The following is a 15,852-nucleotide window of genomic DNA, read 5'->3' as shown; positions in this document are numbered from 1 at the left end:
GTACCCATGAAAAAAACAATTCTTATCGGACTTTTTTCAGCATTGTCAATCGCTGTTTTCAATTCCTGCACCAAAACCAATTCACAGACTTTAGCTTCAAATACAATCGAAGAAGGAGAAGAAGATGAAGGTTACATCACAATTGATACTTCCCAAATTCCAGACGATCAATTTGGAGAATCGGTTCGTTATGGAAAAGAATTAATGATGAAAACCGCTTATTACATTGGCCCAAACGGAAAAAAAGGACAATATTTAGGCAATAAAATGAACTGCACGAACTGTCATCAAGATGCAGGAACAAAACCTCATGCATTCAATTTAATGTCTTCGCATGACAATTATCCACAATATCGCGGACGCGAAAACAAAGTACTTACTTTAGCAGAAAGAGTTAATAACTGCATTATGCGTCCGCATTCTGGAAAACCGCTTCCGTTGGACAGCAAAGAAATGGTGGCGTTTTTATCGTACTTTAAATGGATCAGTAAATTTGTTCCAAAAGATGGTAATTTTAAAGGAGCCAAAAATTTAGAAATCGAATTTCCAGATGTTGCCGCAAGTCCAGAAAGAGGAAAAGTTTTATTTGCTGAAAACTGCGCAAGATGTCACGGAAATAATGGCGAGGGAGTTTACAATGCCGACAAATCGGGTTACACCTACCCTCCACTTTGGGGACAATACGGTTATCAGCCTGGTTCAAGCATGCATCGCGTAATCAAACAAGCACAATGGCTAAAAAGCAATATGCCTTATGATAAAGTTCAACTAGGAAAACCGTATCTTACAGACAAAGAAGCACTTGACATTGCGGCTTATGTAAACGACGATTCTGTACATACAAGACCAAACCCAAAAACATTGGATTATCCAGACAAAATGGGCAAACCGATTGATTATGCACACAGTCCGTTTAATGATAGTTTTACTGAAGAACAGCATAAATACGGCCCTTATAAACCTATTATTGCTTATTGGAAAAAACAAGGATGGAAAGCCGTTTACTAAACTCAAAATATACTATTTAACCTGATTATACAATACAATGAAACTAAACCTAAACAACACAACGCTTTTAAGCAGAATATTGATAATGTGTTTTATCACGATCAGTATTCCTCTAACTGCACAAATTAAATATTCAGACGGAAATGACAGCTGGAATCCGAATAAATTAGGGAATCACCGTGCTGTAGTTGCTTTTTCTGGTTCAGGAAATGTTGCTAAAACAACGATCGAATGGCGAAGAAGAGACACGAATCCAGAACTTAAAAAAATTATCGTTCAGGATGCATCTGGAAAAGATATTCAGAACATAAAAACCGAAAATATCAATAGAGAAAACGGTACTATTTACTTCGAACCAATTTCGGGAAAAGGAACATATTACGTGTATTATATGCCTTATGTTGACGAAGGAACGGCAAATTACCCAAAAGGAATTTATCAGAAACCTGAAGACAAAGCCGATGCAAAATGGCTTTCTAATGTAAAAGCAAACTTAAAAGACAATGCGGCTGTAACAGAAATTCAGAGCGTGAATGCTTTCAATAGTTTTTATCCAATGGAAGTAATTGCGACAGCTGCCGAAACTTCAGCTCTTGTGGCAAAAAACAGCGGAAATTCTTTCTTAGTTTTCCCAGAAGACAGAGAACATTCTATCAAATTAAAATCAGATTTGCCACAAAGATGGATTCAAAAAGGCGTTCAAAACAGCTTTTCTGATACGGCAATGAAAGGTGAATATTTAGCTTTTCAATTAGGCGTTTATGCTCTTGAAGATTTAAAAAACATAAAAGTAACTTTTACGAATTTAGTAAGTACAACTGGCGCAACAATCGAAGCGAAAGATATCAGCTGTATCAATACTGACGGAACGAAATATGACGGTAATCCTTTCACCAATACTGTTTCTGTTTCAAAAGGAAAAATTCAGGCAATGTGGTGCGGTATCGATGTTCCGCAAACAGCTGCAGCAGGAACTTACAACGGAAAAGCAACTGTTATTGCTGACGGAAAATCAAAAGAAATCAATCTTCAAATTACGGTTTCTAACCAAGTAACAAAAAACGGAGGTATTGACAGTCCAGAAAAAATGACTCGACTAAAATGGTTAAACTCAACTTTAGCTCAAGAAAATACGGTTATTGCGCCTTATACTCCATTAACCGTAAACAATTCTGAAATTGCTTTATTAGGAAGAAAATTAATTTTAGCTCCAAACGGATTCCCTGCGCAAATTCAGACTTTCTTTACTCCAGAAATGACTTCTGTAACAGCAAAAGCAAATGATGTTTTAAGCTCACCAATCGATTTTCATTTTGTTGACGCATCAGGAAAAGAAGTGCAATGGAAAAACAGCGGTGTAAAATTCACTAAAAAAGAAGCTGGAACGGTTTCTTGGGAAAGTACTTCTACTTCAAAATCGGTTCAAATGGATGTAAATGCTTCTGTTGAATTTGATGGTTTCGTACATTATATCGTGAAAGTTACAGCTCTTGAAGATGTTGCCTTTAATGACATTAATTTCCAAATGCCAATGCAGCCAACATCTGCAAAATACATGATGGGATTAGGTCAAAAAGGTGGAGATCGTCCTGCAACTTTTGATTGGAAATGGGATGTAGCGCATAAAAATCAAGACGGAGCTTGGATTGGTGCTGTAAATTCTGGATTGCAGTTTTCTTTGAGAGATGAAAAATATAGCCGCCCTTTAAATACTAATTTCTATTTACAAAAACCTTTATTGCTGCCTACTTCATGGGGTAACGAAAATAAGGGCGGTATTACCATCACGCCAAACCAAAAATCGGTTCTAGTAAATGCGTACAGCGGTGCTAGAACAATGAAAAAAGGCGATGTTTTGTATTACAACTTCAACTTATTGATTACGCCTTTCCATACGATCAATACAGATTTTCAATGGGATACAAAATTTTACCACAAATACAGCCCAATTGATTCAATCGCTAAAACTGGTGCAACAGTAATTAATATTCACCACGCAAATGCAATCAATCCATATATCAATTATCCTTTTATCGAATTTAAAAAGATGAAATCATATATCGATGAAGCGCACGAAAAAGGATTAAAAGTAAAAATCTACAACACAGTTAGAGAGGTTTCAAACAAAGCTTATGAAACTTTCGCTCTTAGAAGTTTAGGCCACGAAATTTATTCTCCAGGAAAAGGTGGCGGATTCTCTTGGCTTCAAGAACATGTTGGTGACGATTATATCGCAGCGTGGTTTGTACCTGAAATTAAAGATGCTGCGATAGTAAATAGTGGCATGAATCGTTGGCACAATTACTATGTGGAAGGAATGAATTGGCTGACTCAAAATGTTGGTATTGACGGAATTTATCTAGATGACGTTGCTTTTGACAGAATTACAATGAAACGTATCAAAAGAGTATTGACTAAAGACGGTCATCCTGGAATTATCGATTTGCATAGTGCGAACCAATACAACAAAAGCGACGGATTTAATAACAGTGCCAACTTATACATGGAGCACTTCCCGTACATCAATAAATTATGGTTTGGAGAATATTTTGATTATGAGAAAAATCAACCTGACTTTTTCTTAACTGAAGTAAGCGGAATTCCGTTTGGATTAATGGGAGAAATGCTTCAAGATGGTGGAAATCCGTGGAGAGGAATGGTTTACGGAATGACGAACAGATTGCCTTGGAGCGACGGTGCAGACCCAAGAAACATCTGGAAAGTTTGGGATTCTTTCGGAATTAAAGGTTCTGAAATGATCGGATATTGGAGCGAAAACTGTCCTGTAAAAACAAACAACGACAAAGTTCTAGCAACGGTTTATAAAAAGAATGGAACGGCTTTAATTTCAATCGCAAGCTGGGCAGATGCTGATGTAAATGTGAAACTAAATATTGACTGGAAAAAACTAGGAATCAATCCTGCAAAAGCAACGATTGCTGCTCCAGAAGTTACCAATTTCCAACCGGCAAAAACGTTCACAACAAAAGACGAAATAACTGTTCCTAAAGGAAAAGGATGGTTATTGATTGTTAAGTAATTAAACGCAACATCAATTACCTCGTCTTGCTTGTCATTTCGACGAAGGAGAAATCTCCACAAGAAACTCTACAAAGATTGGTTTTTCGTTGCGGAGCTACTTACGAAGATTTCTCCTTCGTCGAAATGACAAAAAAGCTCAAAAAACTAAGCCACAGATTTCACAGATTAACACAGATTAGTTTGTCCACACAGATTAAAAAAAATCATTTTAATCTGTGTAATCTGTGGCAAAAAAAAACAACCACAAATAACCAAGCTCTCCATCATGAAATTTAGACCATTACTATCCTTTTTACTCCTTGGAAGCCTTTTTGTCACCGCACAAAACAAACCCACTATAAAAGAATACAAAAAAGTATTTACGACATATCCGTTCTCAGATCCTGATCCGATTCCGAAACCAGATACCAAGTTTTATCCGTATTTCCGTTTTGACGGTTTTACTGATAAACCCGTTCAGAAAGAATGGAAAGTAATCGAAATTGAAAACGGTTATATCAAACTGATGATTCTGCCAGAAATTGGCGGAAAAGTCTGGTCAGCTATAGAAAAATCTACAGGAAAAGATATTGTTTACAATAATCATGTGGTAAAATTTAGAGACATTGCCATGCGCGGACCTTGGACAAGCGGTGGTGTTGAAGGCAATTATGGAATTATCGGACACACGCCAAATTGCGCTACTCCTGTCGATTACAAAATCATAAACAGAGAAGACGGAAGCATTAGCTGTGTGATTGGGGTTTTAGATTTATTGACAAGAACTTCTTGGAAATTAGACATCAATCTTCCTAAAGACAAAGCGTATTTTACCACAAATTCATTTTGGTCAAACACAACCGAATTCGAACAGCCTTACTATACTTGGATAAATACGGGAATTAAAGCGGCCGAAAATCTGCAGTTTATTTATCCAGGACAAACCTATATTGGTCATAACGGAGAATACAATTCGTGGCCAATTGACAAAGAAAACGGTAAAAATTTATCTTTCTACAAAAACAATAATTTTGGAGGCTACAAATCGTATCACGTATTCGGGAAATACGATGATTTCTTTGGAGGATATTATCATGACGAAGATTTCGGAATGGGAAGATACGGCAATCACGATGATAAACCGGGCAAAAAAATCTGGATTTGGGGATTGTCGCAGCAAGGAATGATTTGGGAAAAATTATTAACCGATACCGACGGACAATATGTAGAAGTACAAAGCGGAAGATTATTTAATCAGGCGAGCGAAGGCAGTAATCTTACGCCTTTCAAACAGCGCTCATTTGCGCCTTATCAAACCGATACTTGGACTGAATATTGGTTTCCTGTAAAGCAGACGAAAGGTTTTGTAAAAGCTAATAATTACGGTTCTGTCAATATTAAAAACGAAAACGGCTGGCTGAAAATCTATTTTTCTCCGCTTCAAAAACTAAATGAAAAAATTGAAGTTTTTGAAAATGACAAAAAAGTATATTCTAAAGATATTGCTTTAAATACACTCCAAACTTTCAAAGATTCTATTCAGGGTAAAGTCGATTCTAATAAATTGAAATTTGTTTTGGGTGGCAATAAATTGGTTTGGAATTCTGCTCCAGAAGACGGAAACATCAATCGCCCTGTAGAAATACCTAAAGATTTTGATCATAATTCGGTTTATGGATTGTATTTGCAGGGGAAAAATTACATCAGTTTTAAAGATTATGTACTTGCCGAAGAAAAATTAAATGCCTGTTTGAAATTAGATGCTAACTACGCTCCTGCTCTTTCTGCATTGGCTTCTTTGCAAATCAGAAAATTAGATTACAAAGCAGCTATAAATTCGGCAAGTAAAGCTTTATCAATAGACACTTATGATCCTGCGGGTAATTATTTTTATGCTTTGGCTAATTTTCATTTAGGAAATAATACCGATGCAAAAGATGGTTTTGATATTGCTGCCGCAAGTGTCGAATTCCGCAGTCCAGCTTATACCGCTTTAAGCAAAATTTATTTGGCCGAAAACGATCTTTCAAAAGCGATTGAATATGCTGAGAAAAGCTTGGTATACAATCAATATAACATAGAAGGTCTACAGGTTTTAGCGGTTTTATATCGTCTTCAAAATAATTCCGATAAAGCAAATTCGGTTTTAAAAACCATTACAAAATTGGATCCGCTGAATCATTTTGCTGATTTTGAAAAATACCTTTCGAATAATTCAAACGATTCAAAAAATGCTTTTGTTACTGCCATTCAAAACGAAATGCCAGAACAGACTTTTCTTGAATTAGGAATCTGGTATAATAATATAAGCCGAAAAGAAGAAGCTTTAAAAGTATTTTCTATTGCAGAACCAAGTGCTGAAATTATCTATTGGAAAGCCTTTTTAGAAAACAAACCTGTTGATGTAAGCAAAATCAAACCTGGAACAAGCTTCCCTTTTAGAAATGAGACGGCTGAAATTTTGAAATCATTAATTAAAACAAATGATCAATACCAATTAAAATATCATTTAGGTTTAATTGAATGGAATCGTAACAGCATCTCAGAAGCTAAAAGATTGTTTTCAGAATGCGGTTCAAAACCAATCGATCCTGCTTTTTATGGCGCAAAAGCTTCTTTATTCAAAGACGATGCCTCAATAGTATTGGCAAGTCTTCAGCAGGCAATAAAATTAGATCCGCAAGGCTGGAGATACCATAAAATGCTGGCAGAACATTACATCGCTCAAAAACAATTTGACAAAGCGCTTACAACGGCTGAATCTTTCTATAAAAAACATCAAGACAATTATTTGATTGGAATGCTTTACGCTAAAACTTTATTGCTAAATAAAAAATACCGCGAAGCCGATTCGTTCTTAACCAAATTGCAAATCCTTCCGTTTGAAGGCGCAACAGCTGGAAGACAATTGTATCATGAAGCAAAATTGATGCAGGCTTTAGCAGAAATCAAAAACAAGCAATACAAAAAAGCATTACAATTTATTGCTGATGCCAAACTGTTTCCAGAGAATTTAGGCGTTGGAAAACCGTATGACGAAAACATAGACGAAAGATTAGAAAACTGGCTGGATTATCAATGTTATACCAATTTAGGAAATAAAGAAATGGCTTCTAAATCTTTAGATAAAATCGTCGCTTTCCGTCCTGTAGTGGATAATACGGTCATGAATTTCCTTCCGGCGAACAACCTTGTTTCGGCTTGGGCGATTGAGAAAACGTCTTCTTCACAAGAGGCAGAAAAATGGATTAAAACTCAGGCAGATTTATATCCGACAAATAAAATAGTGCAGTGGACTTTATTGTCTTACACCAAAAAACCTTCGAATATTTTGAGTGAAGATGAAAAAGACGGTGAAGTTAGAATTATCGAAAAATTGTAAAGAACTTTCAAAAACAATAAAAATGAAAAACCATTTTTTAAAATATACTTTTTTGGGTCTTGTCGTTTTGATGAGTCCAAAAATTGAGGCACAAAACAAAGCAGAAAAGGTTGATGAATTATCCATTTACCGCACTACTCCTTTAAAAACACACGATTTAATTCATACCAAATTGGAAGTTTCTTTCGATTATGGAAAACGCTATTTGTATGGAAAGGAATGGATTACTTTAAAACCTCATTTCTACGAAACTGATTCGCTTAAGCTGGACGCAAAAGGAATGGATTTTAAAGAAATTGCTATTATTGATGGTAAAAAAAGCATTCCGTTGCAATATAAATATGATAACGAAGAACTTTCAATCGCTTTAAACAGAAAATACAAAAGCACAGAAAAGTATACGATTTTCATTAATTATACTGCAAAACCAGCAGAACTGAAAAGCAAAGCTGGCGAATCGATTACCAATTCAAACGGATTGTATTTTATTAATCCTGATGGAAAAGGTGACAAACCAACACAAATATGGACACAAGGCGAAACAGAAGCATCTTCTTGCTGGTTCCCGACAATTGACAAACCAAATCAGAAAACAACTTCTGAAATTGCGATGACTGTTGAGGCAAAATATACGACGCTTTCAAACGGTAAATTAGCCTCACAAAAAGTAAATAAAGACGGAACAAGAACTGATATCTGGAAAATGGAACAGCCAAATGCGCCTTATTTGTTTATGATGGCCGTTGGTGATTTTAAAATCTATAAAGATTCTTATAATGGCAAAGAAGTCAGCTATTATTTAGAACCGAAATATGCGCCTTATGCCAAACAGATTTTTTATAAAACGCCAGATATGATGAATTTTTACAGCAAAATGCTTGGTGTAGAATATCCTTGGGCAAAATATTCGCAAATTGTGGTGAAAGACTATTTTGGAGGTGCGATGGAAAATACTTCGGCAACCGTTCATGGCGAATATGTTCAGAAAACAGAACGAGAATTATTGGATGATAATCAAGAAAGCACCATTGCTCACGAGCTTTTTCACCAATGGTTTGGAGATTATGTAACAGCTGAGTCGTGGTCAAACTTAACAATGAACGAATCATTTGCCACTTTTGGAGAAGTGCTTTGGCACGGACATGATGCTGGACAAGATGGTGAAGACAGATCTCGTTATGAAAAATTGCAGAATTATTTACGTTCTCAAAAAAATGGTGACAGCCCTATTTTAGCTCGTTTTCATTACAGAAACGCAGACGATATGTTTGATAATATCAGCTATTCTAAAGGTTCGATTATTTTATATGCCATGAAAAATCAAATGGGTGACGAAGCCTTTTTTAAAGGACTAAATCATTATTTGACTACAAATGCATATAAATCTGGTGAGCCACATCAGTTGCGTTTATCGATGGAAGAAGTGACTGGAAAAGACTGGCTGCCTTATTTTGATCAATGGTATTATAATGCTGGAAGTCCGATTCTTGATGTAACTTACAAATATGCTAATGGAAAAGTTACCATTACAATAAGTCAATCTCAAGATAGTTCGGTGCAAACCTTTACACTGCCTTTAAAAGTTGATTTTTACGTAAACGGAACTAAAATAAGAAAGGATATTTTAATTGATAAAAGACAACAAAGTTTCAGTTTTGATCTTCCTTCAAAACCTGAATTCATCGACTTAGATCCAGATAAAATCTTAGTTGGCGAAGTGAATGTCGATAAAAAAACGGCTGCTGATTATCTTTTTCAGTATAAAAATGCGCCATCGTATTATAATCGAATTGAAGCTATAAAATTTGCTTCAAAAGACAGAAGTCAGGAGTCACAGCTTATTTTACTAGAAGGCTTAAAAGATCCTCAAGAAGACTTAAGAGTATTGAGTATCAAAGCAATTGATTTAAATGAGAAACAAAACAAAGATCAGGTTTTAAAAACGCTTCTTGATATTGCTAAAAACGACAAAAAAACTATTGCAAGAGCAAATGCTATTGTAAAATTAGCTTCTACAGGCGATGCTTCTTATAAAGCATTGATGGACAAAAGCATAAAAGAACAATCATACAACGTAATTGCAGCTGGATTATCAGGATTAACAAAATACGCACCAGCCGAATCAGATAAAGCATTAGGTTCATTAGATGACGATACCAAAAAACATGTAACGCCATTAATGAAAAGATTTAGTAGTCAAAAATAATTATTAAAAGTCCTTTAGGTCTGTTTTTGTTTTTGAAAACCTCTCTAATTTGGTTCATTAGAGAGGTTGTTTTAAAAAATTATCTAACAATAATCACTCATGAAAATTAGCTTCTTAAAACCTATAACAATCCTTTTTCTTTTGTTCGGATGGACAATTGCATCCGCACAAATGATTAAGACCAAAACACCTTCTCGTCCAAAAGGACAGCAAGACGTATTGAGAATGGCTGCAGATCCGATTCCGACCGTTCGTGTTGCTTTCATCGGACTTGGAATGCGCGGTCCTGGAGCTGTAGAACGTATGACACATATTCCGGGTGTTGAGATTGTAGCCTTGTGCGACATGACTCAAGAAAATACTGCAAAATCAAATGAAATTTTAACCAAAGCAGGTTTTCCAAAAGCACAAGAATTCTACGGTGACGAAAATGCTTGGAGAAAAGTAACGGCCTTGCCAAACGTAGATTTAGTATATGTTGCCACAGATTGGAAACATCATGCCGTAATTGGAGTTCAGGCCATGAAAGATGGAAAACACGTTGCAATAGAAGTTCCTGGCGCTTTAACTATGAAAGAAATCTGGGAACTTATTGATACTTCAGAAAAAACGAGAAAACACTGTATGCAATTGGAAAATTGCGTTTATGATTTCTTCGAATTGACAACATTAAACATGGCACAACAAGGTGTTTTTGGAGAAATTCTTCATGCTGAAGGTTCTTATATTCATGGTTTACAACCTTTCTGGGGAGAATACTGGAACAACTGGAGAATGGATTACAACATCAAACACCGCGGTGATGTTTATGCGACACACGGTATGGGACCTGCGTGTCAGGCACTAAATATTCACCGTGGTGACAAAATGAATTTTTTGGTTTCTATGGATACAAAAGCCGTAGGAAATCCTGCTTACATTAAAGAAAAATCAGGACAGGAAATTAAAGATTTTAGAAATGGAGATCACACGATGACAATGATTCGTACTGAAAACGGAAAAACAATCCAAATTCAGCACGATGTGACTTCTCCTCGTCCCTACAGCAGAATGTATCAGTTGAGTGGTACAAAAGGTTTTGCTAACAAATATCCATTAGAAGGTTATGCTTTGGATGGAAAAGAATTAGGTGATGATGTAAAACCAAATCACGAAAAATTAAGTGCTCATTCTTTTGTTCCTGAAGAAGTAAAAAAAGCATTAATGGAAAAATACAAACACCCAATTGCTAAAGGAATTGAAGAACAAGCCAAAAAAGTAGGCGGTCACGGCGGAATGGATTTTATTATGGATTATCGTTTAATTCATTGTCTCCAAAAAGGACTTCCACTTGACATGGACGTTTACGATTTAGCCGAATGGTCTTGTTTAGGTCCTTTAACAGAAATCTCGCTTGATAACGGTTCTGCTCCTGTAGAAATCCCGGATTTTACCCGCGGAGGCTGGAATAAATTGAAAAAATTAGAGTTTTCAGAGTAATAAATATTTTGGTGGTTAGTTATTGCAGAAAAGGGTGCTCTTTGTTAAGAGCACCCTTTTCTATTAATTTATAAAATTCCTTAGGAACTATTTATGTTGTAGCAACGGATTTCAATCCGTTGAAAAAATGATATATCACAATTCAGGAGTTCCGTAGGAACGATTCATATTATAATTTTATAAAATGGATCGAACAGATGGTTCTTTTTCCTTTCTATTTCTTTTAAACTGGATTAAAATCCAGCCCTACAATATGGATCGAGCCTAATGGCTCTTTTTTACTTCCAGTTGAAGGTAATTTTCTTTTCGATTTCACTGCTTAAACTTAAAAATACTGGGCAAGTCATTGCAGCACGTTCTAAAATAGTTTTACTTTTTTCGTCAGCGTTGCTTTTCATTTGAAATACAATTTCGATTGCTCCAATTCTTCTAGGTTCTGCATTCATAATTTTAGTTACTTCTGCTGTAGATCCAACAAAATCAACTTCTAAATCACGAGCTTTGATTCCCATAATTGTCATCATGCAACTTGCTAATGCGTTCGCTACAGTATCTGTTGGAGAAAATGCTTCTCCTTTTCCGTTATTATCTAATGGTGCGTCAGAAATGATTTCGCTTCCTGATTGCACGTGAATTGAACTTGTTCTTAAATCTCCTAAATAGGTTACTTTTGATGTCATTAATTTGCTACTTTTAAAGTTAAGTCACTATCATAATATAAGATGTAAACGCCTTTATTAGCGTGTCCGCCATCTTCTTTTCTATAATATTGAAATTTATTATCTACTTGCTGAGTCGTCATCATATCAGCAGTTTCTTGGAATGTTTTTCCTTGAGACAAACGCATCATCGTGTCAAATGTAACGTCAAATCCTCTTGTTGCATAAGTTGTCGGATTTGCTTTGTTTTTTAGACGATACTGCTTTTCATAAATTAAAACGGGTTGTTCATCACTTTCACGAGTTACAGAAGGATACATTAATTTCAATTTTACCAAATTATCAAAACTAATTTCGTCTGTATCTAATGTGCTGTTTGGTTCCAAAATTACCAATTGAACTTGGCATGTTTTCTGAGAATCAAGTAAAGCTTTTATAGTGGCTTTAACCATTGCAGTATTACCTGTTTCCATTACCACATAATTCAATCGATTAGGAATCAATAAGCTTTTTAAATTAGCTACATCCAAACCACCAGTTTCTGTTAAAGAAGCAAATGCAACTCCTTTTTGGTTTTGTTTGATGTAATTAATAACCGATTCTTTTTTCTTATCTACTACCGCAACAATATTACCGTTTTTAGAACGCATATAATCAAAAATAGAATTTCTGATCACGTCATTTGAAGGTATTGTTTGATACAAATTGTCAATCGGATTGGCGCTATCTTTTGATAAAGGCGAAATTACCGGAACATCGTATGAACGCAACATGTTTGCTGTCGTTTCTGCATTACTTTGGTAAAATGGCCCAATTACAGCATCTGCATCTTGCAATTTCGGAGTTAAGCCTACAACATTAGAAGTTGTTTTAGTTTCTTGCGAATCGTAAATAGCAACATCAATTGGAAGTTTCAATGTTTTTGCAGAATCAATCGCCATCATAGCTCCGGCATAAAAATCTAGAGTCATGTTTAAGAACTTATCGTTTTTAATTCTGTTCGCTGTTCCAGAAGTATCACTTTGAACTTTAGCCAAATTAAACGGAAGCAATAGAACTACTTTTTTACGCTCATTAAGCCCTTTCTTTTTGGTCAATTCTACAATTTCTACGTTTTCATTTTCAGTCGATTTTACTTTATCAACAATTTTAATTCCTCCTCCCGTATTTTCAACCGGTTTGTACACTGAAGAATCAGCTGGTTTATCCGGTACTTGAGCCGCAACAATTGGAGCTGGAGCAATATATCCAGCAGGAACTTTCAAAACCATTCCTTCTTTTACACCTTCAGAAAGCGACGGATTTAATGCCACTAATTCATCTTGTGTTAAATGAAAAACCCTTCCTAAACTATAAAAAGTTTCTTTTGGCTTTACTTGATATTCCATGTAAGTAACTGCTTTTTTAGAAGTCTCAGCAGACTTTTTACTTTCTACAGCTTTTGCAGGAGTAGATTCTGTTTTAGGAGCTGTTCCTTTTATGGTTAATCTGTAACCAACTGGCAAGCTATTAACAATATCTGGATTTCTTTTTTCCAATTCATCAACAGTTATATTGTACTGTTTTGCAATACCAAATTTTGTTTCTTTTGGCTGTACATCGTGATATACATATTTTTCAGCACCTTTTTCTTTAACTGGTTTTTCTGCTGTTTTTGGCGTAGAGCCTTTTGCAGGAATAACCAATTTTTGTCCGATTTGAACACCCGTTTTTTCTAAAAATGGATTTGCCGCTTTTAAAGCTTCATCTGAAATTCCGTACTTATGCTCAATGCTGTAAAAGGTTTCTTTAGGCTGCACTTCATGGATTATTTCTTTTCCTGAAGCTGTAGGAGTTTTAGTTTCAGAAACTTCTTTTTTTGCTTCCCCTGTTTTTGTTGGAATCAACAGCACAGAGTTTGGCACCAATCCTGTTCTAGCATCTGGATTGAGCTGGTAAATATCGTAAGGTGTTACCTTAAATTTTTGTGCAATCTGATTAATTGTCTCACCGCTTGACACTTTATACTTAACCACTTTTTCTTGCGAAAATGCGCTTGAAGTTATAAAAAATACAAGAGACAATACTGTTAAATAATATTTCATAATAAGGCTTAAAACAATTTAATTTCTAATTCTAAAATAAGTTACAATTTTACTAAAAGCAAAATTCACGCCGTTTGTTTATTGCTGTAAAAATTACCTCAAATCGATTTCTACTTTAGCAATAATGATTTCTTTATATAACTCATCTTCTTCTTTTTTCTTGCATTTATAAAGCACTTCTTCCATGTTTTCATACTTATCGGCATAAACATAGTACGAAAGACTGTTAATATTGAAAAAGAAACTAGCATTAAATTCGCCAGAATCAATGAGTTTCATAATAAACTTATCGCGGTCAACTGCGTCTGTAAATATACCTAAAACTAAGTAATACCCGTTTGAAACTTCTCTAAGATTATCATAAACTTCTACTTTTACAGTTTTGTCAGTTCTTAAAGGATTGTCTTTCAATTCCTGTTTCATTTCTTCTAATGAAATTATTTTTGAATTTTCAGCGGTATTATTTTTCTTCTGTTTTTTAACCGCTTCGTCTTGGTATTTCTTTAATTTCACCAAAGCCAGTTTATCATCAAATTTTCTCGCTTCCATACTATAATAAGAGGCTTTGCTGATATGTCTTTTTACTTCAATTTTTTTCTGAGTATCCAAAGAATCTATTTTTGCAATCAAAAGCTGATTTTGCTTATCTCCCTGCTCCTGCTCTATTTTGTATTTTTTTATTTCTTCTAAAGATAAACGCTGCTGTAGAGATGTTGTATTATTGTTTTTTTCGCTTTCGCGGATTTTCTTCTTATATTCCTGATTTTCCTCAACAGCAATTTTCTCTACTTTGTTCATCAATCCGGCATAAACTTTTCTGTTTTCAGCCAATTCTTTTTTCAGCTGAGATGATAATTCATTGGTTTTATTGATTCCTTCTGAAGATTGTTTTTCTAACCTTTTTGATTCTTCAACATTTAAAATATCCATTCGCTTCAATTCCTTCAAATCGTCGTTCATTGAACTGACAAGCGAATCTAATTTTGCCATTAAAACATCCTGAACATTTTTATTGGCTTCTAAAACCAGACGCAATTTTTCAACCGAGTTTTCTTTCGAACCATTCATATCATTCAGATTTACTTTCAAATCATTAATTTTTATAATTTTCTGATTCATTTCTTTCTGAACAACCAAACGGTCTTTCAAATCTTCAATTTCTACTGTTTTCGCTTTTGTTTTTTCAACCACAACCTGTTTTTCAGCCAAAGCGAGCATTAACTCTTCGCTTTCATTTACTGGTTTAATTGCTGCGGTATTAATGGCTAATTTGTTCCCGACAATTAATCCGTTTACAATTTCTGGATTTTGAGATTCTAATTGATCAATTGAAATTCCGTATTTCTTTGCAATCGAAAATTTGGTTTCTTTTGGTTCAACGACATGGAAAACCGTTTCCTGATTGATGACACGAACTCTTCCGTCTAACGTTTTTCTTTTGTTTGGAATTGAAATGGTCTGTCCAATTTGCAATCCGTTAATTAAAATATCCTTATTTAGGTTTTCTAAATCCTCAACCGAAACATTGTATTGTCTTGCAATGCTAAATAAAGATTCTTTGGCTACAACTTGATGTGTACTTTTTGAAGAAACCGCAACTTCAGATTTGGCTGCACTATCTGAATTTTGAGGAATTATTAACTCTTGACCGATTTGAAGTCCGCCTGCCAAAATTTCCTGATTAGCATTCTGAAGTGCTTCAACTGAAACATGATATTGTTTTGACAAACCAAACAATGTTTCTTTCGGTGCAACAATATGGGTTTGCTGCTTTGAAGTTGTGTTTTCTGAGTGGTGAATTGGAATCTTTAAAACCTGATTGTCTTTGATTCCGTTTTGTGATTCGGGGTTGAGTTTGTAAATCTCCTCGATAGAAACCTTATACTTTTGGGCAATAAAATAAGCGGTTTCACCTTTTTGAATCTTGTGCTCGATAATTGAATCTTGCGCAGTTATTTTGTTAAAAGACAAAATAAACACAAGAGAAATTATTAAAAGTTCTCTCATAAATAG

The 15,852-nt window shown here is 35.0% G+C and carries 8 protein-coding genes; 5 read left to right on the top strand and 3 right to left on the bottom strand.

Features of this window, described 5'->3' with window-relative positions; all coding sequences use genetic code 11:
• Positions 1-6 precede the first annotated feature (6 nt).
• The 5 genes from JC605_RS15215 to JC605_RS15195 all read left to right on the top strand — a co-directional run bounded on the left by JC605_RS15215 (position 7) and on the right by JC605_RS15195 (position 11,096).
• Positions 7-1,008: a c-type cytochrome gene (locus JC605_RS15215; RefSeq protein WP_198857010.1), complete on the top strand. Its 1,002-nt coding sequence runs from the start codon at positions 7-9 to the stop codon at positions 1,006-1,008.
• A 37-nt stretch (positions 1,009-1,045) separates the two neighbouring features.
• Entirely contained in the window at positions 1,046-4,048 is a 3,003-nt protein-coding gene (locus tag JC605_RS15210; RefSeq protein WP_233074125.1) for a glycoside hydrolase domain-containing protein, read from the top strand.
• A 267-nt stretch (positions 4,049-4,315) separates the two neighbouring features.
• Complete coding sequence (locus tag JC605_RS15205; protein ID WP_198857009.1) at positions 4,316-7,411, top strand: DUF5107 domain-containing protein; 3,096 nt, start codon at positions 4,316-4,318, stop codon at positions 7,409-7,411.
• Between the two features lie 22 nt (positions 7,412-7,433).
• On the top strand, positions 7,434-9,617 hold the full coding sequence (locus tag JC605_RS15200) for a M1 family metallopeptidase (RefSeq protein WP_198857008.1): 2,184 nt from the start codon (positions 7,434-7,436) through the stop codon (positions 9,615-9,617).
• Positions 9,618-9,716: 99 nt separating this feature from the next.
• Positions 9,717-11,096 carry a Gfo/Idh/MocA family protein gene (locus JC605_RS15195; RefSeq protein ID WP_198857007.1) on the top strand — a complete coding sequence of 460 codons (1,380 nt, stop codon included), beginning with the start codon at positions 9,717-9,719 and terminating at the stop codon, positions 11,094-11,096.
• A 278-nt stretch (positions 11,097-11,374) separates the two neighbouring features.
• Here the strand turns inward: JC605_RS15195 and JC605_RS15190 are convergent, their stop codons facing one another.
• The 3 genes from JC605_RS15190 to JC605_RS15180 all read right to left on the bottom strand — a co-directional run bounded on the left by JC605_RS15190 (position 11,375) and on the right by JC605_RS15180 (position 15,846).
• Positions 11,375-11,776, bottom strand: a complete 402-nt coding sequence (locus JC605_RS15190; protein WP_198857006.1) for an OsmC family protein — start codon at positions 11,774-11,776, stop codon at positions 11,375-11,377.
• Positions 11,776-13,839, bottom strand: a complete 2,064-nt coding sequence (locus JC605_RS15185; protein WP_198857005.1) for a LysM peptidoglycan-binding domain-containing protein — start codon at positions 13,837-13,839, stop codon at positions 11,776-11,778. The genes JC605_RS15190 and JC605_RS15185 overlap by 1 nt, the downstream gene beginning before the upstream one ends.
• Positions 13,840-13,932: 93 nt before the next feature.
• On the bottom strand, positions 13,933-15,846 hold the full coding sequence (locus JC605_RS15180) for a LysM peptidoglycan-binding domain-containing protein (protein ID WP_198857004.1): 1,914 nt from the start codon (positions 15,844-15,846) through the stop codon (positions 13,933-13,935).
• Positions 15,847-15,852: the final 6 nt, after the last annotated feature.

Source organism: Flavobacterium sp. IB48 (genome assembly GCF_016405855.1).
Lineage (GTDB): Bacteria > Bacteroidota > Bacteroidia > Flavobacteriales > Flavobacteriaceae > Flavobacterium > Flavobacterium ginsengisoli.
The sequence above is the reverse complement of the archived record's forward strand: the minus strand, read 5'-3'. Positions and strand labels throughout refer to the sequence as shown.

What these genes read in the sequence shown, in the direction of transcription:
- JC605_RS15215 (WP_198857010.1), top strand. Translation starts at nt 7, where the DNA reads ATGAAAAAAACAATTCTTATCGGACTTTTTTCAGCATTGTCAATCGCT.
- JC605_RS15210 (WP_233074125.1), top strand. Translation starts at nt 1,046, where the DNA reads ATGAAACTAAACCTAAACAACACAACGCTTTTAAGCAGAATATTGATA.
- JC605_RS15205 (WP_198857009.1), top strand. Translation starts at nt 4,316, where the DNA reads ATGAAATTTAGACCATTACTATCCTTTTTACTCCTTGGAAGCCTTTTT.
- JC605_RS15200 (WP_198857008.1), top strand. Translation starts at nt 7,434, where the DNA reads ATGAAAAACCATTTTTTAAAATATACTTTTTTGGGTCTTGTCGTTTTG.
- JC605_RS15195 (WP_198857007.1), top strand. Translation starts at nt 9,717, where the DNA reads ATGAAAATTAGCTTCTTAAAACCTATAACAATCCTTTTTCTTTTGTTC.
- JC605_RS15190 (WP_198857006.1), bottom strand. Translation starts at nt 11,776, where the DNA reads ATGACATCAAAAGTAACCTATTTAGGAGATTTAAGAACAAGTTCAATT.
- JC605_RS15185 (WP_198857005.1), bottom strand. Translation starts at nt 13,839, where the DNA reads ATGAAATATTATTTAACAGTATTGTCTCTTGTATTTTTTATAACTTCA.
- JC605_RS15180 (WP_198857004.1), bottom strand. Translation starts at nt 15,846, where the DNA reads ATGAGAGAACTTTTAATAATTTCTCTTGTGTTTATTTTGTCTTTTAAC.